The following is a 25172-nucleotide window of genomic DNA, read 5'->3' as shown; positions in this document are numbered from 1 at the left end:
GTGCCGGACCTATGTCAGTCAAGCAATGCTGCTTCAGGAAGGAGTAGAAAAATGGCCGCCAAGGAAGTCAGATTCCATTCCGACGCTCGCGAGAGGATGTTGCGCGGCGTCGATATCTTGGCCAACGCCGTCAAGGTCACGCTCGGCCCGAAGGGCCGCAACGTGGTTCTCGACAAATCGTTCGGCGCACCGCGGATTACCAAGGACGGCGTCACGGTCGCCAAGGAGATCGAACTCGAGGACAAGTTCGAGAACATGGGTGCTCAGATGGTGCGGGAAGTCGCCTCGAAGACAAGCGACATGGCTGGTGACGGCACCACCACTGCTACAGTGCTCGCCCAGGCAATCGTCAAGGAAGGCGCGAAGGCTGTGGCGTCGGGCATGAACCCGATGGATCTGAAGCGCGGCATCGACAAGGCCGTAGACGCCATTGTCGAGGAGTTGAAGACAAATGCGCGGAGGATCACCAAAAACGACGAGATTGCCCAAGTCGGCACGATCTCGGCCAATGGCGACACCGAGATCGGTCGGTTCCTCGCCGAGGCCGTCGAGAAGGTTGGAAATGAAGGCGTCATCACCGTTGAGGAAGCCAGGACTGCGGTGACAGAACTGGAGGTCGTCGAAGGCATGCAGTTCGACCGCGGCTATCTCTCGCCGTACTTTATCACCAACCCGGACAAGATGCGGGTGGAGCTCGAGGAACCCTATATCCTCATCTATGAAAAGAAGCTCTCGAACCTACAGATGCTGCTTCCGGTTCTTGAAGCCGTTGTTCAATCGGGCAAGTCACTGCTGATCATTGCCGAGGACGTCGAGGGCGAGGCGCTGGCGACACTCGTCGTCAACAAACTGCGCGGCGGTCTGAAGATCGCTGCCGTCAAGGCTCCTGGCTTCGGCGATCGCCGTAAGGCTATGCTAGAAGATATCGCAATCCTGACTGGCGGGACGGCAATCTCTGAAGATCTCGGCATCAAGCTCGAAAATGTGACGCTCGACATGCTTGGACGCGCCAAGAAGGTCGACGTCGACAAGGAATGCACAACGATCGTCGACGGCGCAGGTTCGAAAAAGGAGATTCAGGGCCGCGTCGCCCAAATCAAGGCGCAGATCGAAGAAACAACATCGGACTACGATCGTGAGAAGCTGCAGGAGCGGCTGGCCAAGCTTGCTGGCGGCGTTGCCGTCATCCGCGTTGGCGGCTCAACCGAGGTTGAGGTGAAGGAACGCAAGGACCGCGTCGACGACGCCATGCATGCCACCCGGGCGGCGGTCGAGGAAGGCGTGCTGCCTGGCGGTGGTGTGGCTTTGCTGAGAGCCGTCAAGGCACTGAACAGCGTTCAGACGGAGAACGTCGATCAGAAACACGGCATTGAGATCGTCCGCCGGGCACTTGAGGCGCCGGTGCGCCAGATCGCCGAGAATGCGGGTGCCGAAGGCTCGATCATCGTCGGCAGGCTGCGCAAGAGGACCGATTTTGGCTATGGTTGGAACGCCCAGTCTAACGAGTTCGGCGATCTTTACGATCAGGGAGTGATCGACCCAGTCAAGGTTGTTCGTACTGCGTTGCAGGATGCTGCCTCGGTCGCTGGCCTGCTGATTACTACCGAGGCAATGATTGCCGAGAAACCGAAGAAGGAAGCACCGCTCCCGCCGATGCCAAGTGGCGGGATGGACTTCTGACGGCACGCGGACGCTAGGTAGATCGTAAAGCAAAGCGGGCGCTACGCCGAAGTGGGTGTGGTGTCTGGCAGTTTGGACTGCGCAAGGTGGCAGGAAGCTCCGTTGAGGTTGGACCCGAGGGTCGCTAGAAGTCGGGACCGTGCCCCCTTGAACACTGCTTCAGGGCACCGAACCTGCACAAGTGGATGGAATACGACGAAAGGCTCGGTCGATGAGAAGCTCTTCTGTCGTTCTAGGAAGTCGTCCTTCTGGGTGACCGATTGCCCTTGGTCGATCGTGTGGCGGTTTCGCCACCAAGCTGCATGCCGGAACGAACCACATGGAGTCGCCAATGCGATTTTGCCAGGCTTCATCGAACATCACGACACGCCATTTGCGGCCTTGCCTTCCGCGCTTGCTTCCTTTTATGACGTGAATCATACAGGGACGATTCCAAATTTTGGATCATGTAGTCATTCGCAACAAGATCTGGCAGCAGAGCGGGATTGCGCTGAAGAAACCCTGATTGAAGCGCTCCAGCTTATCCCCCGTTGCGGCGGCTTTCTTCATCCGTGCAGCTGTCACTAGTTATTTATCTCGCCTTCATCATTCTAGAGCGCTCGAGCTCGTCCTTGATTTTGGCCTGCAGCGCATATTTTAATGGGGAGAACGGTCAAGGCTTAGGATCGACAGGAGCTTCTCGAATTTCGGGCCTACGAAGGTAGCCTGCACGCAATTGCGGTTGTTTTGTTTCAGATGTGCCGGCGTTACGTCGGGAATATGTCGATAGTTTTGCGAGGAGAGACTGGATGAAGCGACTGTACATTTGCGCAGGTGCACTTTTTTTTGCCGCCCAGGCGGGCATCGCTTTGGCCCAGGCGGCGGCGGTACCTGAGTCCCTCATCACGCCGGGCGAGGTGGAGACCCGTATCGGTACGCTCGAGTTCAAGGATGGGGTTCCAAGCGCGGACACATCGAACAAGATCTACGACAATCTCGACTTCACCTATGCCTATCGCGCTTTCATGGACAACATGCGCGGTGTCAGTATCCATGCCCTGAAGAAGGGAATGCAGGACATCGGGATGAAGGAGAACGAGGTGCTCGTCTTCTCCGAACTGATGGACGCCAAGTCGCTGTTCCTGACGGCCAACGCGGATACTATCTACGTGATGGGCTATCTCGACCTCAGCAAGGGGCCGATCGTGCTGGAGACCCCGCCGAAATTCCTCGGCGCAGTGCAGGACGCATGGTTCCGCTGGGTGATTGACATCGGCGCACCCGGTCCCGACCGTGGCCTTGGCGGCAAGTACCTGATCGTGGGGCCGGACTATGACGGGCCGCTGCCAGAGGGCGGATTCTATGTCGCCAAGGCGCGCACCAACACGGTCCTGTGGTTCGGCCGCTCTTTCCTCGAGAACGGCAGCGATTCCAAGCCGGTGGTGGAGACGATCAAGCAATCGACAAAGGTCTATCCATACGAAGTGGGCGGCGTTGGCACGCCAATCGCCGAATTCCTTGCCGGCAAGGCGAAGCTTGGCCGCGTCGAACCGGCACCCGCCACCGTGTTCCACGAAGGCAGCGGCAAGGTGATGAACACCGTGCCGCCAAACGACTGGAGCTTCTATGAGATGCTGAACGAGGTCGTGCAGAGCGAACCCGCCACCGCGCTCGATCCCGAGCTGATGGGGCCGGTCGCAGCGATCGGCATCGTCAAGGGCAAGCCCTTCGCGCCGGACGAGCGGATGAAGAAGATCATGACCGAGGCGCTGGCGCTCGCCAACGCAACGTCGCGCACGCTGTTCATGCATCCGCGCGACGAGAGCTGGTTCTATTATCCCGACTCGTCGTGGATTAACTACTTGTTCCAGACCGGTTACGAGTTCGAAACGCCGATCCCCGAAATCACTGCAGAAGGCGTCAAGCCGTTCCCGCCGACCGGCTATCGGACCATGAACGCGCGCACCAATTTCTTCTACGGCGTCACCGGCATCACGCCCGCCATGGCGATGCGGCTGACCGGAATCGGTTCGACCTATCTGTGGACCATGCAGGATGCTGACAAGCATGCATTCGATGGGGCCAAGACATACAAGGTAACCCTACCGAAGGGCATTCCGGAGGAGAATTTCTGGTCTATCACGGTCTACGACAACATGTCCCGTTCGATGCTCGACACGCCGCAGCGTTATCCGCGCGCGGGCAGCCAGAGCTATCCGTCTCCGGCGGCCGAGGCGGACGCCGACGGCTCGACCACGATCTGGTTCGCGCCGGAGAAACCGGAAGGCGTGGCCCGCGGCAACTGGATCCAGACCGACCCCGAGAAGGGCTGGTTCACGATCCTGCGCCTCTATAGCCCGCTCCAGCCGTTCTTCGACAAGAGCTGGCGGCCGAGCGAAGTTGAGCTGGTCAAGTGAACCGCGAGGCGGCGGGCAACCGCCGCTCCCATTCCATCCTGAATCGGGAGAAGGACAGACCCATGCTTTACAAGATGCTTGCGGCCGCTGCGGTCGCGCTGGTCACCGCTGGGACGCCTGGCGGCGCCATGGCAGAGATGCCCCAGGCGATCACCACGCCCGACAGCGTGGAGACCCGGATCGGTACGCTCACCTTCAAGGATGGCGTGCCGGACCCGGGCACCGCTAAGGCGATCTATGACAATCTCGACTTCACGTATGCCTTCCGGGCGTTCACCGACACCTTCCAGGGCGTAAGCGTCGAAGCGATTCGTCAGGGCATGGAGTCTGCCGGCATCAAGGACAACGAGTTCGTCCTGTTCTCAAAGCTGATGGATGCGAATTCCATCTTCCTGACGGCGAATGCCGACACGATCTACTACTTCGCGTTCGTAAACCTGGCGGACGGACCGATGGTGCTCGAGACGCCCCCCGGTGCTCTCGGCACGATTGACGACATGTGGTTTCGCTGGGTGACGGATTTCGGCCGCCCGGGCCCGGACCGCGGCGAAGGCGGCAAGTATCTCCTGGTCGGACCCGGCTACGATGGGTTTCTGCCCGATGGCGGATACTACGTTGCCCGTTCGCGGACAAACCGGGTTCTGGTGCTCGGCCGCTCCTTCCTGCAGAACGACGATCCCGCGCCCGTGGTAGAAGAGATCAAGGCGACGACGAAGCTCTATCCATACGCTGAGGGCGGAGTCGGCATGTCGATCGGCCGGTTCCTCGAGGGTGGGGTCATGCTGGGCCGCGACGCCGAGCCCAAGGCTGCCGTCTTCCACGAGGGAACCGGGCTCGCGGTCAATACCGTGCCCCCGAACGACTACAGCTACTACGAGATGCTGAACGACCTGGTGCAGGCCGAGCCGGCAGTCGTTCTGGACCCCGAACTGATGGGGCCGATCGCCGCAGTCGGGATCGTCAAGGGCGAGCCGTTCGCGCCGGACGAGCGGATGAAGAAGATCCTGACCGAAGCTGTAGCGCTCGCCAATGCGACGAGCCGCACACTCGGCTTCGAGCCGGAATATTCGGGCGTCTACTACTACGAGGACTCCCAGTGGTGGAATCCCCTGTTCGCGGGCGGCTACTTGTTCGAGACACCGCCACCCGAGATCACGGCAGAGGGCGCCAAGCCGCTTCCGCCGAGTGGTTACCGACGGATGCAAGCGCGGACGGCGTTCTTCTACATTGCCACCGGCATCACCCCGGCAATGGTCATGCGGCTGACCCAGGTCGGCTCGCAATATTTGGGCTCCATGAAGGACGCGAACGGCAACTATTTCGATGGCGCCAAGACCTACAAGGTGACGCTGCCGAAGGGCATTCCCGCCGCCGCATTCTGGTCGTTCACGCTCTATGACAACCAGAGCCGGTCGATGCTGGCGACGCCGCAGAAATATCCGCGTGCCGGCAGCCAGTCGTTCCCCTCGCCCGCGGCGGAAGCGAACGCCGATGGCTCGACAACCGTGTGGTTCGCGCCTGAGCAGCCGGAAGACGTGGCCCGCGGCAACTGGATCCAGACCGACCCCGAGAAGGGCTGGTTCACCCTCTTACGCCTCTACAGCCCGCTCGAGCCGTTCTTCGATAAAAGTTGGCGGCCGAGCGAGATCGAACTGGTGAAATAGAATCGACGGGGCCGGTTCACGACCGGCCCCGCCTGTTCCAGTCAAGTGAGCCCTGAGGGCCGGCGGAAGAGCCAAGAGCCGCGCGGACCTGCACCAACCACAGGCGAGCAGGATGTTTCATCCCGAAGCCAAAAAAGCACACGCGAACGCAATACCTTTCGCGCGGGCCGCGAATCTGCAACATCCTGGTGAAATTCCCATTAATGCGGATTTCGGTTTCTGACCGCGCTTACCGGGGAGAGCTATCGTAGCTCTTCGCCAAGCTCTCTAGCTCCTCGCGCGAAATCGCTGATTCTTTTCAGAGACCTGCCGATAGCATTCCGTCAGACTGTATCATTTGTTGAGGAGGCGGTCAGATGTATCGACCGCGACTTTTACGGGGGTAAGCGTCGGGTCTCTCAGTTAAAGAGCAGTGGGCAGCACCACAAGCGGCGTCGCTCTTGTTTCCGAGAAGCATTGCCAACATGGTGCTGCCGGCTTTAAGGCTAATTGCGCCACTTCTTTGCCAGAGACGTCAGCCCCACCCGCTGGGGCTGGGGTGAGACTGACGCATTCGTGCTCAAGTGCGGGATTGAGCAGATGTATTGATATACCAATTGTCTTGCCTGAGGCTGGCTGACAGATCTTGTTAGAACGGTTCCGTCAGCCAAACCGAGTAGGCCTCTGCCTCCTAAAGGGATTTGGGACACGGCGACACCTAGCCACCTTTCAGATTGGCCATGCAATGAACCGAGGGAAACAATTCTCGGTAGATATGTTGCCTTCTCAACGTTCCCGCTCTGGTGTGGGGAGGATCCGAACAAAATGCGGCTACAGTGGCCAGATAACGGGGATGAGGAGGCAGGCCGTGATGCCTGTAGCAATGTTCAGCGGCAGCCCGATGCGTGTGAAGTCGGCAAAGCGGTATCCGCCAGGCGCATAGACCATCGTGTTCGTCTGGTAGCCGATGGGGGTGGCGAACGCGAGTGTCGCAGCGAACATGACGGCTACCACCAGGGGACGCGGGTCGAGCCCAAGGCTCTGGCCGATCGAGATTGCCATTGGCGTCACGATCACTGCGACGGCGTTGTTCGACAAAAGCTCGGTCAGGATCTGGGTCAGGAAGTACAGCACGAAGAGTACTGCGAGCGGCGGCAGTCCGGCCAGCCACGGTGACAACGCGTCGACGACCAGCTGTGCCGCGCCTGAGCGGTCCATTGCCTCGCCGACGACCAGCATGGCAAGAATGAGGATGAGAAGCGGCGCACTGACTGTGGCGTAGGCCTCCTGGGGCTCGATGGTGCGGGACGCAAGCAGCACGACGACCCCGAGCATCGCCAGGATCTGAATGGGTGCCACCTCAAGGGCGGAGAGAGTTACGATACCCACCAGCACAGCGATCACCAGGGGCGCGCGCTCGCGCCTGAAGGGGCGGTCGGTTGTTTCACTGAAGTCAGCGAGGTCCATGTCTGCGGCAAGGCGGCGGATGTCTTCGGGTGCACCCTCGAGCAAGACCGTATCGCCGACCTGCACCACGACGTCGTCGAGCTGACCTCCGATGTTATGGCTGCGCTGGTGGATCGCCAGCGGGTAGACGCCGTAGCGTCGCCTCAGTCGCAGTTGTCCGAGCGAGCGGCCGACCATGCGGCACTCGGGCAGGATCAGGGCCTCTACCGTCGCTGTGGCCTTGGAACTCACGCGATCGACCAGCGCCACGCTGTTTGAGTCCTTCAGGCCCAGGAGTTCCTGCATGTCGGTGCGCAGGACGACCCGGTCGCCCTCGGCCAAGGTTACGTCCGGGAACTGACGGCGGAGGCTCTCGTCGCCTCGGATCACGTCGATCACTCGCATCCCCTCGCGCTTGAAGATGGACACTTCAGTCGCCAGGGAGCCGACAAGTGGCGAGCCGTCCGGAACCAGGACCTCGGTGAAGTACTTCATGCGCTTTTTCGGGCCAAGGAGTTCCGAAACCGACTCGCGGTTTGGCAAAAGCCTCGGGACCAGCGCCCACATGGTGGCAAAGCCGACCAATGTCACCGCAATGCCAAGGGGCGCGATCTCGAATAGCCCAAATGGCGCAAGCCCCTGCGCCCGCGCAACGCCATCGACGAGAATGTTTGTCGAAGTGCCAATCATGGTGATCATGCCACCGAGAACGGTCTGGTAGGAGAGCGGGATCAGGAGCTTTGAAGGCGAGAGCCCCATCGAATGGGCAAGCTGCACAGTCACCGGGATCATCACAGCGACGAGCGGCGTGTTGTTGGTGAAGGCTGAGGCGCCTGCGACGACAAGCCCGACGAGGCAGATTACCATCATGCGGTTTTCGGCGGCCCGGCGCGACACAAACCAGGCAAAGCTGCCAATGAGCCCTGTTCGAACCAGACCCGCGGAAACGATAAACATCGCAGCGATGGTCCAGGGTGCGGGATTTGCAAACACCTTGAGCACCCCATCGGCTGGGACAATGCCAAGCACAACTACGGCGCCTGCACCCATCATGGCGGTTACCTCGACGGGGAAGCGCTCCAAGGCAAAGAGCACGAACATGATGGCCAGAACGACAAACGTCACGTAGGCTGCGATGTGTGGTTGCGCAAAAAGATCGATCAAGCCCCTGCCCCCCGGACGCTCCGGGCGGCCCGGCAGCGCAACAATGCCTACCGGCCACCGCTTAACCGCCTCTATCCTGACCGCGCGATCGATCGCTCACAATTGGCGAGGACACGCAATGAGGTTTACGGGTCAAGTTCGATGAGGAACCGTTTCAAGTGCACTAAACAATTGAGCAGTGCTTGTCATCCCCAGCGCTTCGGCTTTCTAACGTCAGTCTGCTGGGCGTGATGCCCTCGGCCGCCTTTCATGCGAAGGCGTGCACGGACGCGGTGTCGAAGGTCAACCAGGCCTTCTCCCCGCGCGAAAGGCTTGAGATCGCTTCATGACCGAACGGCAGGCGTACGGACAGACCGACGCCAGCAGGTGTCGCGGTGCTGACCTCGACATTGTTGCCAAGGAAGGTGATGTCCCGCACCGTCACCGCAATACCCGAGGCGACCGAGGCTCGAGACAGTGACAGACGTTCCGGGCGCAGCATCAGCGAAGCCTTGCCGTTTATGGTGGATGTGCCATGCAGCGGTACGCCCTCGACGACAGCGCCATCGCTCAGCGAAAGACTGGCCTTGCCGGCATTGCTTGCAACAACTGTTGCATCGAGAAAATTGCTATCGCCGATGAAGCCAGCGACAAAGCGCGTCGCCGGGTTTGAATAGAGTTCTGGCCCTGTTCCGATCTGGTCGATCTCGCCTTGGCTGAAGACGGCGATGCGATCGGAAAGGCGCAATGCCTCCTCCTGGTCATGCGTAACGTAGAGGATGGTAACGCCCGTTTCCTGATGGATCCGGCGGATCTCGAACTGGATTTCCTCGCGCAGCTTCTTGTCGAGCGCCGAGAGCGGCTCGTCCATCAGGAGCACTGGCGGATTATAGACAAGGGCACGGGCGAGCGCCACGCGCTGCTGCTGGCCGCCGGACATCAGGGACGGCATGCGATCCTCAAAGCCATCGAGATGCACAAGCTTCAGAGCAGCTTTCACGCGTTCGGCGATCTCGGCCTGCGGGCGACGCCGGATCCGCAGCGGAAAGGCTACGTTCTCGCCGACGGAAAGATGCGGAAAGAGCGTGTAGCGCTGGAAGACCATGCCGATATTGCGCTTGTGAGAGGGCGTCGACAGGAGGCTCTGGCCCTTCAGCAGAATATCGCCATCTGTCGGATCCTGAAAGCCGGCGAGGATGTAAAGCGTCGTCGACTTCCCCGAACCCGAAGGTCCGAGGAAGGTCATGAACTCGCCTTCGGCGACATTCATGCTGACATTCTTCACGGCGGTCACCGAGCCAAAGGACTTGCGGATGCCGCGGATGCTGAGAAAGGGCTGGGTCATGCTTTTCGTCCCTTGCGGAGGAGTGCTGCAACGATCATCAGGAGGATCGTGAAGGCGATGAGCAGTGTGGAAGCGGCCGCGATGACAGGGGTCAGATCCTGCCTCAGCGTCGTCCAGATCTTGACCGGGAGGGTCTGCAGTGTCGGGCTCGCCATGAAGATCGCCAGTACCACCTCGTCCCAGGAGGCGAGGAAGGAGAAGACGGCGGCACCGAAGATGCCGTGGCTGACGGCTGGAACCGTAACACGCAGCCGTGCTTCCCACGGATTTGCACCGCACAGGACGGCGGCGTCCTCAATCGAACGGTCAAAACCTTCCAGTGCATTGCCGATCGATATGATCGAGAAGGGCAGAGCGATCAAAAGGTGGGCGATGACGAAGGCGATGGTCGTTCCTGCAAGACCAAGCTTCAGGAAAAGGGCATATAGCGCAACGGCCAGTACGACGACGGGCAGGATCATTGGCGTCAGGAACAGCGCGCGCAAGAAATCCCGACCGGCGAAGCGACCACGGTCGAGACCGAGTGCAGCAAGAAATCCGATGACAACGGATAGAACCGTCACGATCGCCGCGATCTTCAGGCTCGTCAGCGCCGAATACAGCCAGCGCGGATCGGCGAAGAGATCCTGGTACCACTTGAACGTCCAGGACGGCGGCGGGAAGATCAGCCATTGCGACGAGCCGAACGAGAGCGCGGCGATAAAGACGATCGGCAGGATGAGGAAAAGGCAGACCAGCGCCACGAGGGCGATGAGAAAAGTCCGCAGGCCGCCGAGCTTGTCGAAGTCGAGCAGCATGTTTATGCCCCCCGCGCCGGATTGAAGTAACGAAGCTGAACGGCATAGAGCGCAAGCGTGACGATCAGCAGCACCAGGGCCGCGGCGCCACCCATTCCCCAGTTCACCAGCGACTGGACGAACTGTGCGACGAGTTCGGCAAGCATCATGTTGGACGTGCCACCAAGCAGTGCGGGCGTCACGAAATAGCCAAGCGACATGACAAAGACCATCAGCGCACCGGCCGCGATGCCGGGCAACGACAGAGGAAGAAGGACCCGGACAAAGCACTGCATCTTGCCGGCGCCACAGAGCGCTGCGGCCCGCAGGATCGCCGGATCGATGGAACGAATGACGCCCATCAGCGGCAGGATGACGAATGGCAGCATGATATAGGTCATGCCGATCGTCACACCGACAAGGTTGTTGACGAGCGCGAGCGGCTTGTCGATCAGGCCAAGCCCCATCAGGGTCTTGTTGATGACGCCGGTTCGCTGAAGCAGCACCATCCAGGCGTAGGTGCGGGCAAGCAGGTTCGTCCACATCGAAAGGATGATGATCGCCAGAACGATACGTGACCATTTTTCCGGCATGATCGCGAGCAGCCAGGCGACCGGATAGCCGATGACGATAGAGACGAGCGTGACGACGCCCGCCACCATGAAGGTGTTCAGGAAGACGCGAAGGTATGTCGTCGAACCGAGCAACGCCTCATAGTTCTGCAGGCCCGGTTCCGGTTCGAGCACGCTGCGCATCAGCAGCATCAGCACCGGCACGATGAAGAAGAAAACGATGAGCAGCAATGCCGGCAGGAGATAGCCGAGCGTGCCGGCACGCTTTTTATTGACGGCGCCCGTCGCTACCGTAACAGCCATGGTCGATCATCCGTTGGGTCGGGATGCGGACCGGAAGAAACCGGTCCGCATCGTCTTGGGAGTTAGCGTTACTTCGCCTGCCACGCGTACCAGCGGGTGCCGATGTCGTCGCGATGCTGGGCCCAATAGCCCATGTCCGCATTGACCTGGCTGTCGGCCTGCATGTCCGGCAATGAGTTGCGCAGGTCCGAGTCCATCAACGTGCTGGATTCGAGGTTGATTGGCGCATAGCCAGTTGCGGTGGCAAACTGAGCCTGGGCGGAGGCGCTGGTGGCCTGAGCGATGTACTTCATTGCCGCGTCCTTGTTTTTCGCGCCTTTCGGCACGACGAGGGAGTCTGCAGCCGTGATGTTGTTCGCCCACGACGTTTCGACAGTGACACCGGTTTCGGCAAGTGCCGTCAAACGACCATTCCAGAACGATCCGAACGGCGCTTCGGCGGATGCAAGAAGCTGCTGCGACTGCGCGCCGCTGTCCCACCAGACGATGTCGGCCTTGATCGTATCAAGCTTCTTGAAGGCACGGTCGAGATCGAGTGGATAGAGCTTGTCGGCTGGCACGCCATCGGCCAGGAGTGCCGCTTCGATCACGCCCGGCGCCGACCACTTGTAGAAGGCACGCTTGCCGGGAAACTTCTCGGTATCGAACAGGTCGGCCCAGGTCTTCGGGCAGGCCTCGACAGCATCCTTGTTGCAGCCGATCACGAAGGAATAGTAGAAACTTCCGACCGAGTAGTCCGTGACGAAGCGCGGATCGAGCTTGCTCCTGTCAATGACGGAAAAGTCGAGCTTTTCGAGGAGACCGGCATCGCCGGCCTGCACGGCATAATCGCCCTCGACGTCGACGACGTCCCAGGTCACGTTGCCCGCTTCGACCATGGCTTTGATCTTGCCGTAGTCCGTCGGGCCATCCTGGGTGACAGCGACATTGGTTTGCGCCGTGAAGGGATCCGCCCAATAGGTTTTCTGGGCGTCCTGCGTGGTGCCACCCCAACTGGTGAAGACCATGTCTTCAGCCGCGGCGTGTCCCGCAAAGAAGAGCGTCGTCGAAAGAAGCGCCACGGTCAGTCTGCTGTTCATGTTTCCGTCCTCCCGGTTGAATTGAATTTGGTCTCAGACCGGCGCAGTACCGCCAAGTGGCGAGAAGGCAGCCGGGGTCATGATCTTGTTGTCCGCGGTGACAATCAGATCGCGGATCATGGGCAGGAAATCCTGCCAGTCAGGGTCGGCGGCAAGACGCGCGCGGCGAGCCTGCCGGTCGTCCAGGCTCTCAAAGCTCCAGATGTGGACGATCTCGTTGATCGGCCCGATCTCCGACGAAAAATAGCCAACGAGATTGCCAAGATGCCTTTTCTGGATTGCAATGCCGGTCTCGCCGACCGCCTTGAGGTAGTCGGGGATGCCGCCGTTTTTCAGTCTGTAGGTGCGGATCTCGACAAACATGGCGCTCACCGCATCACAAAGGGATCGGGGATCGGATCATCCGATGTCCTGAGCCACACAGTTTTCGTCCTGGTGTAGTCGAGTGCTGCGGCAAGTCCGCCTTCTCGCCCCTGCCCCGACTGTCCGTACCCGCCGAATGGTGCAATCGGCGAGACAGCACGATAGGTGTTCACCCAGACGATGCCGGCGCGGATGCGCCTGATCATGCGGTGGGCACGCGCAAGATTCTGTGTGAAGATGCCGGATGCGAGCCCGTACGGCGTCGCGTTTGCCAGCTGCACCGCCTCCTCCTCCGTTGTGAAAGAGAGAACCGAAAGCACCGGCCCGAAGAGTTCCGTCTCCACCGAAGCGGCGGAAACGCCATCGCAATCGAGAATGGTCGGGGTATAGTAAAAGCCGCCCCCCTCTCCTGCCCGTCCGCCGGCAATCAGTTTCGCACCCGCTGCAAGCGAGGCTGCAACGACCGTCTCGATGTGCTCACGCTGTCGCTTCGTGCAAAGCGGGCCAACTTCCGTTGCCATGTCGAGCGGCGATCCGATCCGGATGGCTTCAGCCTTCGCTCTCAGCATGGCAAGGAACTGGTCCTTCACCGATGCCTCGACGATAAGGCGTGAGCCCGCAACGCAACTCTGGCCGCTTGCGGCAAAAATGCCGGCGACCTGCGCGTTGGCAGCACTTTCGAGGTCAGAATCGGCAAACACGATGAAGGGCGACTTGCCGCCGAGTTCCAGTGAGGTCGTCGCAAGGTTTTCCGCCGAGTTGCGCACCACTGCAGCGGCCGTGGCAGGGCCGCCGGTGAAGGCAATGTGATCGACGCCCGGGTGCCGCGTCAACGCGCTGCCGCAGGTCGGGCCGAAGCCGGTCAGGATGTTGACGACCCCGGCCGGAAAGCCCGCCTCTTGCACAAGCCTTGCGAACTCGAGAAGCGGCGCTGGGCCGTCTTCCGACGCCTTGACAACCACCGTGCAGCCGGCGGCCAAGGCCGGACCGATCTTCACCGCCGAAAGGAAAAGCTGGCTGTTCCACGGGACAACGGCTGCCACCACACCGACCGGCTCGCGCCGCGTCCAGACATCCATGTCTGCTTTGTCGATGGAAAGCGTGGCGCCCTCTATCTTGTCGGCAAGACCGGCATAGTAGCGATAATAGTCCGCGACATAGGCGACCTGGGCGGAGGTCTCGCGGATGATCTTGCCCGTGTCGCGCGTCTCGAGTTCGGCGAGCCTCTCAGCGTTACTCTGCACAAGATCTGCAAGGCGACAGAGCAGCCTGCCGCGGGCTGTGGCGGTCATGGCCGGCCATGCGCCTTCAAGAAGAGCGCGCTGTGCAGCCATCACGGCGCGGTCTACGTCTTCTTCACGTGCCTCGGGCATCCTCGCCCAGACCGTGCCGGTTGAAGGATCGATCGAGTCGAACCGCGCCGCGCCGTCTTCAAACGTGCCGTCTATATATTGCTGGAAATTCTGCATTTTCGACCTCACCCAAATGCCGGCATGACATCGGAGATGAATCGCTCGAGCGACGCCTTCTTGCGGGCAAAGCTCATGCCCGTGTCGATCCAGAACGAGTACTCGTCATAGCCAAGGTCCTCGTAGACCTTCAGGCGCTTGATGACCTCGCCCGCCGTACCGATCGGCATGTTCTCGCGCATCTTCTGCGGGGTCAGATTGGGGTTTGCGGCGAGCTCCTCTTCGCTCAGGCGTTCAATAAGGCCCTGAGTGATCGGGCGCTCGTTCTTGAACCAGGCGAAAAAGTAGTTGTAATAGGTGCTCACTTGCCTTGCTGCCTCAGCGATATCGGCTTCGTCAGATCCGACATAGGTGTGCAGCAGCAGCATGATTTTCGGCCGCGATACGCCCGGCGCCTTTTCACAGGCCGCATTGAAGCGTTCCATCAAGCTGCCAATCTCACCTTCGCCGTTTGCAAGGGGCGTGCACTGCACGTTGCAGCCATTGGCGACGGCAAATTCGTGACTGTTCGGATCCCTTGCCGCGACCCAGATCGGAGGATGCGGCTGCTGTGCCGGCCTCGGCGCGGAGGTCGTCTTGGGGAACTTCCAGAATTCGCCGTCATGGGCGTAATCGCCGTCCCAAAGTCCCTTCACGGCCGGGATCAATTCGCGCATCCTCTGGCCGGCCCCCCAGGCATCAAGGCCCGGCACAAGACGTTCGTACTCGAAGCTGTAGGCGCCTCGCGCGATGCCGACATCGAGACGGCCACCGGTAATGATGTCGGTCATCGCCGCTTCACCGGCAAGCTTGATGGGATGCCAGAACGGCGCGATCACTGTGCCTGTGCCGAGGCGCACATTCTTGGTGCGGCGCGCAAGATCGGCAATATTGACGAACGGGTTCGGTGCGATGGTGAAATCCATGCCATGGTGTTCACCGGTCCAGATGGCATGCATGCCTCCCTTGTCCGCGATCTCGCATAGCGCGATGAATTCTTCATAGAGTTCCTGATGGTTCTGGCTGGCATCCAGCCGCTCCATGTGAACGAACAGGGAGAATTTCATGGCTTACCCCTTTGCGGCCACGGCGTGCACCCGGCCCTTTTCCTGGTTTCCAATGTAGACGCCGAAGTTGCCGATCATGCTCTCCGCCCCGTAGCGCTTGACGATATCGCGCACGGAGCTGTCGGCGATCTCTGTCACGGGCGGAGCCTGAATGGGGAAGAACCGGCCACTCTTTGCCGCGCCGGCAGCCAATTCGCCCCGGTAGACGACATGCTGCCCGCCCGTCTTGGTGTCCTCGTAGACGGAATAGAGAAGCCCGGTCGTGAGCGGCAGGCCCACGGTCCTGGCGATGTGGTGCTCGAGAACCTCCATCCCGTCACCCTCGGCCTTCTCCACAAAGGGCAACGTCCAGCCCCCCTTGCCGTCCTCGACCAGCAGGATTTCGCCGTCCCGGACGGCAACCGCCCCGAGGAAGAGGCGCTCGGTCGAGGCGAGCAGGCTCTTTTCGGCAAGAGCCGGTGTGAAATAGCCGCCGCGCGCATATCCGAGACCGGCCTTGCCGCTGTTGTCGAAGCCCTCGACCCGGCCGATAAGGATGACGTGGTCGCCGGCATCGACAACCTCATGCATCGTGCAATCGAACCATGCGGCAACGTCGCCAAAGACCGGCGATCCGAATGGACCGCTCTGCCATTTGACCGATGCGAAGCGATCCTCGACCGGACGCGCAAACGTGTTGGAAACGTCCTTTTGCCCTTCCGACAGAATGTTGACGGCAAAGCCCCTGGCACTGGTGAGAGCTGCGTAGTTGCGGGAGGTTTTGGCCAGGCACACAAGCAGAAGCGGCGGATCGAGCGAAACGCTGGTAAAGCTGTTGGCGGTGAAGCCGATCGGCGCGCCCGCATCGTCAACAGTCGTGACAACGGTGACACCGGTCAAAAATGCCCCAAAGGCGTCGCGTAGCGCTCTTGCATCTGATGTCATGGTTTCCTCCCGTGGTCCTTGAGGACCGAACATTTTCAACCGTCTGCCAGCCAGTCGGCAAGCGCACGGTTCACCTCGTCAGGCGCTGTCAGGTTCACCATATGACGATGCCCCTCGATCACCACGGCCCGTCCTCGGCGAGCGGCGGCGGCCATTTCCCGCGCCATGTCGGCGGTGGAGTTCGGGTCACCATCCCCTGTCAGGAACAGTGCCGGGCGTTCGATCTGCGGCCAGCAATCCGCATATGTGGCGTCTCCGCCGGCAAAGGCTGCATATGCCGCAGCATAGCCCGATGGATCGACCGTCCGCAGCAGGTTCCGTACCAGTGCATACGCTTCGGTTTTCTTTTCATCTTCAGAGAACCAGCGCGCTAGCGGTGCCACCCTGTCAAAGTCGCCCGAGCCGATTTCCCTGGCCCGCGCCTCCACGGCCTTGCGCGCGTCCTTCCCGCGACGATGAACGCCATTGAGCAGTGCGACGCGTTTCACCTTTTCGGGCGCTGTCGCAACGATACCACCTGCGATCAGCGCACCCATCGAGTGACCCGCGACATTCACCACCCCTGGCTCCGTTTCCTCCAGGAAGCGTCGGAACCATTCGACGTAGCGTGGCAATCCAGGTGCGCCCTCAAGCGCATCCGATGAGCCGTGACCTGGAAGATCGACCGCGATCACGCGAAAATCGTTTGCCAGCTGATCGATCTGCGGCTGCCAGGCTTCGATACGCATCCCGACCCCGTGGATGAGGACGAGGGTTTCTTCCCCCTCGCCCAACTCCAGGTAGGCTGCGCCCGAAGGCGTCCTAGATCGCGGCAGGGTTCGCAACATCGTGACCCAGCTCCTTGAGATCCTGGTACCGGTCGCCGATGCGGTGATGCGGGCGGCCGCCGATGGAAGCGCCGAGCGCGACGACGATCTCGTCCGCTGCCGGGGCGTCCGGGATCGCGCATTGAATGGTGAGGTAGTGCGAGCGCCGCCCCTCGTCGTTCTTGTCCATCAGTGGAATCATAATCGGAGCATTCGCCGCACCACGCGTGTTGCAGAAGGCAAGATAGGACTTTGCACCGACGGCGTTGCGGTAGTGATTGCCGAAACGAAGGGTGTGTATGAGGGCCGATGCATGTTCCACTTCACCATCGAGGCCAACGACGGCTGACTTGCCATAGGCTTCGACCGCTTCGCCGGAACCTGCCTCATCGATGATCATCCTGGTCAAGAGCTCGCCGAGGATGGGGGCGACAGTATGGATCTCCGGCTTGAGATCTTCGACGAAACCACGACCCGCCCAGGGGTTTTTTACAACCGCCATCGCCGCAATCAGCTTCAAAGGCCCGGCAGCCTCCTTGCCGCCCTCCACGTAGGTTGTCTCGACATGCAGCAGCGTTTTCCGGACCAGCGTCACTGGGTATCCTCCTGTCGTCCATCTGCGTATATGTTGGTATACCATCGGACAACGTGTCAACCCATTGTCTGGATCTTTTTTTGGGGCTATGAAGACAGGCATGACAAAGAACGCCGAAAACCTCGCGGCTCTCCGCATCGAAACCCCGCCCGCAACACTTCGGGAAATCGCGCTCGATCGCTTGCGCCGCGCCATTATCGGCGGCCTGTTCGAGCCCGGTGAGAGGCTGGTGGAGCGCACGCTTTGTGATCAGCTTGGCGTTTCACGATCCGTCATTCGTGAGGTCATCCGCCATCTTGAGGCAGAAGGCCTCGTGGAAATGCTGGCAAAACAGGGTCCGATCGTAGCCAAGCTGGATTGGAACGACGCTCGCCAGATCTACGAAATCCGGGCCTCGCTGGAATCGACCGCAGTTGCCGATTGTGCGCGAGTGGCCGGACCAGATGTAAAGTCGCGCCTGCGAAAGGCGATGATTGAACTCGAGCAGACGTCGAAGCAGAATTCCCCCGTCGGGGTGCTGGATGCCACGACGGAATTCTACAAGATCGTCTTTGAGGCCGGTGGGCACAACATCGCCTGGGAGATCGTCAGTCGCCTGAACAGCCGTATTTCTCGGTTGCGCGTCATGACCCTTTCGACAGCGAACCGAATGGAATCGGGCCCTTCGCAGATCCGCGAGATTTTTGGGGCCATTGATGCGAACGATCCAGAAGCGGCTGCCGCTGCCTGCCGCGCCCATGTCAGTGCGGCGGCCGCGATTGCGAAAACGATCCTGGCCTGACCTTGTAGGTGCAGCTCCTGGCAAACTCACCTCAGCGCATCGTCGGCATTACGAAGTCCGCCCCGGAGCGAATGCCAGTGGGCCAGCGAGAGGTGATCGTCTTGAGTTTGGTGTAAAAGCGCACGCCTTCGGGACCGTGCATGTGGTGGTCGCCGAACAACGAGTCTTTCCATCCTCCGAAGGAGTGGAACGCCATCGGTACCGGGATTGGCACGTTGATGCCGACCATGCCGACTGGATCAGGTGCGCGAACTCACGTGCGGCATTGCCGTCGCTGGCAAAAAATTGCAGTGCCGTTGCCGAATTCGCTCGTTGTTCATGCGGGCGGCGGTTTCGTAGTACGGTTGCGAGACGTCAGTTCAAGATGCGTCGAACCGTTCGAGCATCCTTCTAAGCTGCGCATTCTGCAGCGATAGTTTTGCCGCCAGCTGGCGTCTCAGTTGATTGATTTCTTCGTCAAGCAGGGCGACCTCATCGACGAATCTCACCGGCGGCGCCGAAGCGCCTTCTGCCGCATCAACTACCGCATCACTCCTGCGCCTTGTTTCCCTGGCCCGTGTTTGCCGAACAGGGAGGCGCTCGGAAGGTAGGGCGCGTTCCGTTGACAACTTGCGATCATCGGGCCGTAAAAGATCGGCCGAAGTGCTTGGTCCACTGTTACTGGCAGCTTCGACAGCATCGCTCGCCGCCGCTTTGGCATCGACGTCATCGGCCACATCGTCAGCGTCCTGCAGTGGCGGCGCAATGTCGTCGCCAGGATAGCGTGCTGACAGTATTTCATCCTGCGCCGGTGCCGCCTCGTTCGTCTTCGCGGTATCGGTATCTTCCATGCCTTCTGGCGTCTCGGTGGTTCTCCCCCGAGACGCCAGCTGAACCAGGAATTTCCATGGTGATTTCATTATGCGTCGTCACCTCGAGCGTTCGCCGGGAATCAATGCCTCGGCCTTAAGGCTCACCCGCTGCCGAGAAAATCGAGGCCGACCACGCAACGCGCGTCGGGCCCCTTTGCCGCACGATTATGCAAGTCCAAGCCGCTTGCGCAGATCGGCGTTCTCAGCCCGCAGTTTATCGGCGAGCGCCTTGCGCAGGCGCGCATTCTCTTGCTCCAGCTGAAGAAGGTCTGCAATGTCGTCCAGGATTGGAGCCGGCGCCTTTGTCGCCTGATTTGTCGTCCGTCCTTTCCCTGCCGCCTTGCCCTTTGCCTTGGTCTTGGCGACGACCTCTTTCAGTTCTGCAGCTTTGATCTGGGCGGGCTTCCCTGTCCGCTTTCTGCGTCCCCTGCCCACCGGAGCAGCGCTTGCCTCCGGTGCTGCAGCAGATGCTTCCGATGTGGCTTTCTGCTGCCGCGGTCGACGTCCCCTCTTGGGCTGCGCAGTTTCCGCAGGCGCACTCGTTTCCGTCACCTCTGTATTGTTGCCTGTATTGTTCTCGTCTGCCATGCGCCGTCTCCCCTCTGGAACAGGGTTTCTTTTTCCAATGGCCGGAGTGCAGAGTCAATAATCGAGCTACATCAAGAAATCGGCGATGTTAATGCAAGCGTATCGTCAAACCTTCGCCTGCAAGCGCATGGGCTGAATTCAGGATCGGATCGCGATCTTGACGAGTTGCGCGTGAGTGCAGGCCCGCCAGCCGCGCCTTTCGCCCCACATGCAACTCAGGCTGTTTTACGTATCCGCTACGAAAAGCGGGCGAGCATCGACCTTAGTCGGGCATTCTCCGCTTCAAGCCGAGAGCGCAACAGTACCTTCAGGCGCAGATTTTCGCTTTCGAGCTCTAGCAGTTCATCCTTATCGGTCGACAAATGGGAAGCTGCGTCCCGGACGCGGCGCTTGGGAATGTTCGACCGGGATTGAGGCACCGGAGCGGCAGATCGTTTCGGTCGGCTGTGCACAACAGCTGGCAAACTATCTTCTGTCTCCTCGATCGCGGGTGCGGCTTGAAGCTGCGGCTCGGCAGGTTCAACAGCCATAACCGGCATAGCAAGCTCTTCGACGGGCGCAATCGTGACGGCCGGCTCAGCCCCCTGATGGCCGCCTGCAACAACAATATCGCCCACATGCGGCGGGGACAGTTGCTCTCTTGTCGCCATCAAGCGGTCCGGCTGCTCGAAGGTGTGAGGTGTTTGCTTCTCGACCTCGAGAGCGATGGCCTTGAGATCGGTGTCGCCCCAGATGGATGCGTTCTTTGATCTTTGCGATCGCCGACCGGATTTGAATTCTACAACGAAATTCCGTCGTGCTTTCATTCAGATTAGATCCCCCGGGATCGATCTACTATTCAGAGAATGCGCAAGGGGCGACCTACGCCAATTCGCGGGCTTCTTCAAGGCGAACGTGGTGGCACGGACCTCAGTCCATCCCCAAACGCTTGCGAAGGTCAGCGTTTTCGGCACGCAGCTTTTCGGCAAGCAGCTCGCGCAGCCGCTTGTTTTCTGTTTCGAGTTTGATGAGGTCCGCCAACGTTTCGGTTCCGGTGTCCTCGCCCGTTTCCTTTGCCGAGGCCGCACGTTTCCACTGATAGTAGGTTTGCTCTGAAATGCCTGCTCCCTTGGCGGCCGCTTTCAGCGTGCTCCCGTTGGCTATCTGGGCTTCAATCTGATCAAGCAATTCAGACTTCTCGCTTGCAGAATAGCGACGAGATCTTTTGTTTGATGGAACAGAACCGGCCTGTTCGATATCCGCGCGCGTCGCCCTTGCGCCGGTCTTGCGGGCAACGGCTGCTTTGCGCACCTTACTGATGGGGGCTGCGCCAACGCTTCCCTCATCAGTCGCGGGGTTCAATTCAAGGTTTTGCTCATCTGCCATCGTCTTGTTCCTGGTGAAGTTTTCATCGCCAATTCAGATCGGCAATGCCTAGGGTCTGCTTGACATGCGGCAAGCGTAACATCAAGTCTGTCTGGAGTCGTTGCCTGGTCATGGAATTGAACGAGCATGCATGCTCCGCATGATCGACAGTTCGGACCGGCAAGGTGATCCTTAAGGAAAGAGCCTGACGATGTCAGTCGTCAATCCTAAAGCCTACTTTCATTACCACCTGATAATGCGCGACATCGCCATCCTTGATGTGCCCTCGGATCTGATCGACTTCAAACCATTCCAGATTCCTCATCGTCTTGGAAGCCCTGGAAATCGCCGTTTCGATCGCGTCGGTCACGGAAGTCTTTGAACTTCCGACAAGTTCCACTTTCTTGTAGACGTGGTCGGTCATAGTATCCTCCTGTTTGGATTTCGAATGGAAATGGCGTGACAGGGGCGATCTGCGGACAGTTTCAATAACGATCGGGGAATCTGCGTTGAATGTCAAACGACCCCGGAGATCCGCGTTTGGATACGTCAACCCGGCTCGGCTGTGTTCAGGCCTTCCACCATGAGGGAATGGATTGGCGGACCTCGGATCCGCCGTCAGTCGCGGACACCAATAGTCACCAAAATATCATCTGCACAACGATGACATAGCCGCATGAGCCCAGTCTTCTCTCCGATCCAAGTGCAGCAACCTCCCCAAACATTTATCCTAATTGGCAGTCCTGTCGGTTCCGAAGGACGCTAGTTTTCGGAAGCAAACTTCAATATGGCCGGCGTCAATCATGTCGATCTGTGACGCGGCCGCCTTCGAAAGGTCGAGTACCCGTCCCTTGACAAATGGGCCGCGATCGTTGACGCGGACGACCACGCTCCATCCGGAGTGCACGTTGATGACCCTCAGGGTGGTGCCGAAGGGGAGCGACTTGTGTGCAGCGGTCAGTTTGGCAGGGTTCATGCGTTCACCGGAAGCGGTGCGCGAATTAATGGCATACCAGGAAGCTCGGCCGCAGCTAAGATCTGAAGCGTTCGAGGTGGGGCTGACGAAAACAGCAAATGCCACAACGCAAGCCGGGACTGATGATCGAAAATACACCTTGTAACCTTCCCGGCCGCAAGTGATTTTGGAGGCAACTGTTGAGGGCGAAAATGGTTCCCTGGTCCCATTCGAAGGAATCGGCTTCTCTTGTTCGCGCGGTGAAACCCTGCAGAACATCTCCCGTTCTTCGTCGACGAAGTCGTCTAAGACCTGCGCAGACGTCGTTTTCTGCAGCGGTTCCATCCACATAGACACGATGCGGGGCATAAAGGAGATCAATTCGCTCCTCGTCTCGATTGCCTATCCCGTTGTCTCGAAGGCGGGGTTATTGAGAGCAGGCCGCCTCCTCTTGTGCTGATCGGGTCGGTCAAATGTGCGTATCTCGACCCTTGCGTCACGTCTGCCGGCGTTCTGAGGCCAGTGACAATGAGTTTTCTGATGGTGTCGCAGGCTGAGATTTCGAGATCAGCCCATTCCCAAATGCCGATATGTTCGGGAACTGCATCGCGGTTGTCGCCGGTGATCTGGACGGCGTCTGCTTGCTTGCGAAGAACCCCTGCTGCAGGCACGAGCCAGATGAGGCAATACATCGGCAGGTTCGATATCGAACGGGCGGCAACAGCGATAGCAATCCAATCCCGCTTTTGAAGATGGCGACCTGGACCATGTCCGGGTCTCCGTCGATCAACCCTCAAGGGGTCTGCGAGCCAAGCTGCCGCCGCTCCGCCTCCGTCTTCGCGGTGATCGCGACCGTCCCTGTTCCTTTGAGCAGCCATCAGCGGGGATTGGCCCGCTTTCGATGGAGCACTCGAACATGGCATACGACCTTTCCCTCGCTCAGTCCCACGCGTTCCACCTCTGCAATGATCTAATGGTCCCGATCACCCTTTTCAGATCCGGAGACGAGTTCGGCGTCCTTCCATCCGACGAACTCGATGACGAAGACGATCTTGAGATCCTGCATGAGTATTACCCGCGCGGGTCTCATTGAGCCCCGCTTTCCCTGCCGCTGGCGCCCTGTCGGGCGCAAGGGAAGCTTCGCCGCGGCTCTCAACTGCGACTTCTGTCAATTGCTCGCCGCGCCCTTGCACCCTCCGCTCTTCGCGGCGGGCTGACAGTGACCCGCAAAGTGTGGGCAGGAAACAAGGGGAGAGCCGCGGAGCGGCTGAGGTGAAGATGAAGCGAGAAGAATTGGAGGCGCTGCGCGCCAAGGTGAGTTGCGAAGCTGTTCTGGAGCGAACGGGTTACGAGATTGATCTCAAGAAGAGCACCCCTCGCGTCATGAAATATCGCCAGGGCAATGATATCATCATCGTAACGCATGACGGACGCGGATGGTTTGATCCGTTCAGCGACCGCAAGGGCGACGTCTTTGGTCTTGCAATGTTTCTTGGCGGCCTTTCCTTCCCGTCTGCGACCGAAGAAGTTGCCTCGCTTGTTGGGTTTCGACTGTCCCGGCCGGAGTGGAGGCCATCGCGACCCTCGGCGAAAGACGGAAGCCTTCACGAACGGTGGGGGGCCCGGCCCATCCCCTCGCCCGGATCTGCTGCCTGGCGTTACCTGTGCCGGGTGCGATCCATTCCCACCGCAGTTGTCCGTCAGGCGATCCGAGAGGGCGTCCTGCGCGAGGGGCCCTTCGGCAGCATGTGGGCGGCCCATGTCGATAGCAACGGGCGTGTCGTGGGTTGGGAGGAGCGAGGGCCCGACTGGTGTGGCTTTGCGACCGGTGGGAGCAAGATCCTGTTTCGGCTGGGGGATCGCGCCGCCACGCGCCTCTGCGTCACAGAGGCTGCGATCGATGCAATGAGCCTTGCCGCGTTCGAGGGCCTTCGCGAGCTCACGCTCTACCTCAGCACCGGTGGCGGCTGGTCCCCGGCGACTGACGATGCGCTCATCACGCTTGCCGGACGTCCGGGCCTGAAGCTTGTCGCAGCTACCGATGCCAATCCTCAAGGAGATGTCTACGCGGACCGGCTGCGTGTCATTGCCCAGGCTTCCGGCTGTGACTGGCAGCGTCTCAGGCCACCGGCGGATGATTGGAACGAGGCCCTTCAGAACCGGGAGGATGACAGGCAGCAAAGAAGGTAGGGCAGGGAAAAAGTGGCGTGCCGCATACGCGCCGGCCGCGTCAAGGGTGGCTCCGCCCGGCGAGGCCGGCCCTTGACCCGGCCGAACGCGAGGCCGGCTGCGCAGAAGGGGTCATGCGGACTGAAGAGGATGCCAAGTCACAGGGCAGCGGCTGCCTTCGGTCCAAACCCCACTAGGAGCTACAGATGACCTCGATCCCCTCTCCCCGAAAAGTCTTCCAAGGCGCCGCAAGACGTCACGAGATGTTCCGGATGTTTGACCGTCATGCCAGGCGTCCCAACCGGCTCAAAGCCGACCAGTCGGCAATCTATGCCGGCGAATGGTTTGAGATCGACGAAGATCTCTATGACTACATGCTGGATATCCTGCCTCCGCTGTGGATGCGTGGACCTGTCTTTGCCATGCGCGAGTTCATGGCCGGCTCGGTGACCTCGGTTTTCTTCGCGCTCAGGATCGGTGAGGCCAGGCGCTGGTTTCATGCCTATTGCGACCTGTCTGATCGGACATCTGTGGGCACCATGCGAACGGCAATCATTTCGCGCGAAAGCCGGCCGGTACGTGTGATGACGCGCGAAGAACGGCTCGAGCATATCTGGAGCATGACCGCCGACGACTATCGCGGCCATGCCGGCGAGCTTTGGCCAGCGTCGATGCAGAGCCATCGCACGATCACGCTCTACGGTAGCAAGGAAGGCGCGTTCGTGAAGTTGCTGGACGCCCTCACCGATGATGAGATCTCGGCCAATCTGCCGGTGCATCTGCGCCACCTCCCATCAACGCAGGCGGCCTGGTCAGAGTTCTGCCCAGAACGGATCAACCCGCGATGAAGCGAAGTCGCTTGAGGGGCATCGGGGACCAGCTTGTGGTTGGCATGGCG

23 protein-coding genes and 1 pseudogene are annotated in these 25172 nt (G+C 60.1%); 6 read left to right on the top strand and 18 right to left on the bottom strand.

Going from position 1 to position 25172, the window contains the following annotated elements:
• The first annotated feature begins 51 nt into the window (after positions 1-51).
• From groL to ACXAGF_RS22850, 3 genes are all read left to right on the top strand, one after another.
• Positions 52-1680: a chaperonin GroEL gene (gene groL, locus ACXAGF_RS22860; RefSeq protein ID WP_475019850.1), complete on the top strand. Its 1629-nt coding sequence runs from the start codon at positions 52-54 to the stop codon at positions 1678-1680.
• A gap of 788 nt (positions 1681-2468) precedes the next feature.
• A complete protein-coding gene (locus ACXAGF_RS22855) occupies positions 2469-4076 on the top strand; it encodes a DUF1254 domain-containing protein (RefSeq protein ID WP_475019849.1) in 1608 nt (535 codons plus the stop codon).
• 62 nt (positions 4077-4138) lie between these two features.
• The gene (locus ACXAGF_RS22850) at positions 4139-5740 is read left to right on the top strand and encodes a DUF1254 domain-containing protein (RefSeq protein ID WP_475019848.1); all 1602 of its coding nucleotides are present in this window, start codon (positions 4139-4141) and stop codon (positions 5738-5740) included.
• An 810-nt stretch (positions 5741-6550) separates the two neighbouring features.
• Here ACXAGF_RS22850 and ACXAGF_RS22845 read toward each other — a convergent pair.
• From ACXAGF_RS22845 to ACXAGF_RS22795, 11 genes are all read right to left on the bottom strand, one after another.
• Positions 6551-8329, bottom strand: coding sequence for an SLC13 family permease (locus ACXAGF_RS22845; RefSeq protein ID WP_475019847.1), 1779 nt, complete (start codon positions 8327-8329; stop codon positions 6551-6553).
• Between the two features lie 247 nt (positions 8330-8576).
• On the bottom strand, positions 8577-9653 hold the full coding sequence (locus ACXAGF_RS22840) for an ABC transporter ATP-binding protein (RefSeq protein WP_475019846.1): 1077 nt from the start codon (positions 9651-9653) through the stop codon (positions 8577-8579).
• The gene (locus tag ACXAGF_RS22835; RefSeq protein WP_475019845.1) at positions 9650-10450 is read right to left on the bottom strand and encodes an ABC transporter permease; all 801 of its coding nucleotides are present in this window, start codon (positions 10448-10450) and stop codon (positions 9650-9652) included. The genes ACXAGF_RS22840 and ACXAGF_RS22835 overlap by 4 nt, the downstream gene beginning before the upstream one ends.
• Positions 10451-10452: 2 nt before the next feature.
• Positions 10453-11304, bottom strand: coding sequence for an ABC transporter permease (locus tag ACXAGF_RS22830; RefSeq protein WP_475019844.1), 852 nt, complete (start codon positions 11302-11304; stop codon positions 10453-10455).
• A 68-nt stretch (positions 11305-11372) separates the two neighbouring features.
• Complete coding sequence (locus ACXAGF_RS22825) at positions 11373-12383, bottom strand: ABC transporter substrate-binding protein (protein WP_475019843.1); 1011 nt, start codon at positions 12381-12383, stop codon at positions 11373-11375.
• 33 nt (positions 12384-12416) lie between these two features.
• Complete coding sequence (locus tag ACXAGF_RS22820) at positions 12417-12746, bottom strand: NIPSNAP family protein (protein WP_475019842.1); 330 nt, start codon at positions 12744-12746, stop codon at positions 12417-12419.
• A gap of 5 nt (positions 12747-12751) precedes the next feature.
• On the bottom strand, positions 12752-14215 hold the full coding sequence (locus ACXAGF_RS22815; protein WP_475019841.1) for an aldehyde dehydrogenase: 1464 nt from the start codon (positions 14213-14215) through the stop codon (positions 12752-12754).
• Between the two features lie 8 nt (positions 14216-14223).
• Complete coding sequence (locus ACXAGF_RS22810; protein WP_475019840.1) at positions 14224-15261, bottom strand: LLM class flavin-dependent oxidoreductase; 1038 nt, start codon at positions 15259-15261, stop codon at positions 14224-14226.
• Between the two features lie 3 nt (positions 15262-15264).
• The gene (locus tag ACXAGF_RS22805) at positions 15265-16185 is read right to left on the bottom strand and encodes a flavin reductase (protein WP_475019839.1); all 921 of its coding nucleotides are present in this window, start codon (positions 16183-16185) and stop codon (positions 15265-15267) included.
• Positions 16186-16220: 35 nt separating this feature from the next.
• The gene (locus ACXAGF_RS22800) at positions 16221-17012 is read right to left on the bottom strand and encodes an alpha/beta fold hydrolase (RefSeq protein WP_475019838.1); all 792 of its coding nucleotides are present in this window, start codon (positions 17010-17012) and stop codon (positions 16221-16223) included.
• Entirely contained in the window at positions 16987-17631 is a 645-nt protein-coding gene (locus ACXAGF_RS22795) for an amino acid synthesis family protein (RefSeq protein ID WP_475019837.1), read from the bottom strand. Before ACXAGF_RS22795 ends, ACXAGF_RS22800 begins: the two co-directional genes overlap by 26 nt.
• Before the next feature lie 55 nt (positions 17632-17686).
• Between ACXAGF_RS22795 and ACXAGF_RS22790 the strand changes: the two genes are divergently transcribed.
• The gene (locus tag ACXAGF_RS22790; RefSeq protein WP_475019836.1) at positions 17687-18367 is read left to right on the top strand and encodes a GntR family transcriptional regulator; all 681 of its coding nucleotides are present in this window, start codon (positions 17687-17689) and stop codon (positions 18365-18367) included.
• 31 nt (positions 18368-18398) lie between these two features.
• On the opposite strand, the pseudogene ACXAGF_RS22785 reads toward ACXAGF_RS22790, so the two are convergent.
• The 7 genes and pseudogenes from ACXAGF_RS22785 to ACXAGF_RS22755 all read right to left on the bottom strand — a co-directional run.
• A pseudogene (locus tag ACXAGF_RS22785) lies at positions 18399-18711 on the bottom strand (aldehyde dehydrogenase family protein); the annotation flags it as partial.
• 15 nt (positions 18712-18726) lie between these two features.
• The gene (locus ACXAGF_RS22780) at positions 18727-19197 is read right to left on the bottom strand and encodes a hypothetical protein (protein ID WP_475019835.1); all 471 of its coding nucleotides are present in this window, start codon (positions 19195-19197) and stop codon (positions 18727-18729) included.
• 186 nt (positions 19198-19383) lie between these two features.
• On the bottom strand, positions 19384-19806 hold the full coding sequence (locus tag ACXAGF_RS22775) for a SyrB-like regulator (protein WP_475019834.1): 423 nt from the start codon (positions 19804-19806) through the stop codon (positions 19384-19386).
• Between the two features lie 236 nt (positions 19807-20042).
• Complete coding sequence (locus ACXAGF_RS22770) at positions 20043-20612, bottom strand: hypothetical protein (RefSeq protein WP_475019833.1); 570 nt, start codon at positions 20610-20612, stop codon at positions 20043-20045.
• Positions 20613-20715: 103 nt separating this feature from the next.
• On the bottom strand, positions 20716-21171 hold the full coding sequence (locus tag ACXAGF_RS22765) for a transposase (RefSeq protein WP_475019832.1): 456 nt from the start codon (positions 21169-21171) through the stop codon (positions 20716-20718).
• A gap of 193 nt (positions 21172-21364) precedes the next feature.
• A complete protein-coding gene (locus ACXAGF_RS22760; RefSeq protein ID WP_475019831.1) occupies positions 21365-21574 on the bottom strand; it encodes a dodecin in 210 nt (69 codons plus the stop codon).
• A 306-nt stretch (positions 21575-21880) separates the two neighbouring features.
• On the bottom strand, positions 21881-22486 hold the full coding sequence (locus ACXAGF_RS22755; RefSeq protein ID WP_475019830.1) for a septal ring lytic transglycosylase RlpA family protein: 606 nt from the start codon (positions 22484-22486) through the stop codon (positions 21881-21883).
• A gap of 897 nt (positions 22487-23383) precedes the next feature.
• On the opposite strand from ACXAGF_RS22755, the gene ACXAGF_RS22750 reads away from it, so the two are divergent.
• A complete protein-coding gene (locus ACXAGF_RS22750) occupies positions 23384-24295 on the top strand; it encodes a DUF3991 and toprim domain-containing protein (RefSeq protein ID WP_475019996.1) in 912 nt (303 codons plus the stop codon).
• A 185-nt stretch (positions 24296-24480) separates the two neighbouring features.
• Positions 24481-25122 (top strand): DUF1419 domain-containing protein, encoded by a 642-nt coding sequence (locus tag ACXAGF_RS22745; protein WP_475019829.1) that lies wholly within the window; start codon positions 24481-24483, stop codon positions 25120-25122.
• The last annotated feature ends 50 nt before the right edge of the window (positions 25123-25172 follow it).

It is taken from the genome of Mycoplana sp. ABR4_002, from assembly GCF_056159645.1.
The sequence above is the reverse complement of the archived record's forward strand: the minus strand, read 5'-3'. Positions and strand labels throughout refer to the sequence as shown.

Excerpts from the sequence above, each read along its gene's own strand:
- ACXAGF_RS22775 (WP_475019834.1), bottom strand. The coding sequence starts at position 19,806 with ATGGCAGACGAGAACAATACAGGCAACAATACAGAGGTGACGGAAACG.
- ACXAGF_RS22770 (WP_475019833.1), bottom strand. The coding sequence starts at position 20,612 with ATGAAAGCACGACGGAATTTCGTTGTAGAATTCAAATCCGGTCGGCGA.
- ACXAGF_RS22855 (WP_475019849.1), top strand. The coding sequence starts at position 2,469 with ATGAAGCGACTGTACATTTGCGCAGGTGCACTTTTTTTTGCCGCCCAG.
- ACXAGF_RS22800 (WP_475019838.1), bottom strand. The coding sequence starts at position 17,012 with ATGTTGCGAACCCTGCCGCGATCTAGGACGCCTTCGGGCGCAGCCTAC.
- ACXAGF_RS22815 (WP_475019841.1), bottom strand. The coding sequence starts at position 14,215 with ATGCAGAATTTCCAGCAATATATAGACGGCACGTTTGAAGACGGCGCG.
- groL (WP_475019850.1), top strand. The coding sequence starts at position 52 with ATGGCCGCCAAGGAAGTCAGATTCCATTCCGACGCTCGCGAGAGGATG.
- ACXAGF_RS22840 (WP_475019846.1), bottom strand. The coding sequence starts at position 9,653 with ATGACCCAGCCCTTTCTCAGCATCCGCGGCATCCGCAAGTCCTTTGGC.
- ACXAGF_RS22850 (WP_475019848.1), top strand. The coding sequence starts at position 4,139 with ATGCTTTACAAGATGCTTGCGGCCGCTGCGGTCGCGCTGGTCACCGCT.
- ACXAGF_RS22825 (WP_475019843.1), bottom strand. The coding sequence starts at position 12,383 with ATGAACAGCAGACTGACCGTGGCGCTTCTTTCGACGACGCTCTTCTTT.
- ACXAGF_RS22830 (WP_475019844.1), bottom strand. The coding sequence starts at position 11,304 with ATGGCTGTTACGGTAGCGACGGGCGCCGTCAATAAAAAGCGTGCCGGC.
- ACXAGF_RS22765 (WP_475019832.1), bottom strand. The coding sequence starts at position 21,171 with ATGGCAGATGAGCAAAACCTTGAATTGAACCCCGCGACTGATGAGGGA.
- ACXAGF_RS22805 (WP_475019839.1), bottom strand. The coding sequence starts at position 16,185 with ATGACATCAGATGCAAGAGCGCTACGCGACGCCTTTGGGGCATTTTTG.
- ACXAGF_RS22835 (WP_475019845.1), bottom strand. The coding sequence starts at position 10,450 with ATGCTGCTCGACTTCGACAAGCTCGGCGGCCTGCGGACTTTTCTCATC.
- ACXAGF_RS22820 (WP_475019842.1), bottom strand. The coding sequence starts at position 12,746 with ATGTTTGTCGAGATCCGCACCTACAGACTGAAAAACGGCGGCATCCCC.
- ACXAGF_RS22795 (WP_475019837.1), bottom strand. The coding sequence starts at position 17,631 with ATGGTATACCAACATATACGCAGATGGACGACAGGAGGATACCCAGTG.
- ACXAGF_RS22760 (WP_475019831.1), bottom strand. The coding sequence starts at position 21,574 with ATGACCGACCACGTCTACAAGAAAGTGGAACTTGTCGGAAGTTCAAAG.
- ACXAGF_RS22780 (WP_475019835.1), bottom strand. The coding sequence starts at position 19,197 with ATGGAAGATACCGATACCGCGAAGACGAACGAGGCGGCACCGGCGCAG.
- ACXAGF_RS22790 (WP_475019836.1), top strand. The coding sequence starts at position 17,687 with ATGACAAAGAACGCCGAAAACCTCGCGGCTCTCCGCATCGAAACCCCG.
- ACXAGF_RS22810 (WP_475019840.1), bottom strand. The coding sequence starts at position 15,261 with ATGAAATTCTCCCTGTTCGTTCACATGGAGCGGCTGGATGCCAGCCAG.
- ACXAGF_RS22745 (WP_475019829.1), top strand. The coding sequence starts at position 24,481 with ATGACCTCGATCCCCTCTCCCCGAAAAGTCTTCCAAGGCGCCGCAAGA.
- ACXAGF_RS22750 (WP_475019996.1), top strand. The coding sequence starts at position 23,384 with ATGAAGCGAGAAGAATTGGAGGCGCTGCGCGCCAAGGTGAGTTGCGAA.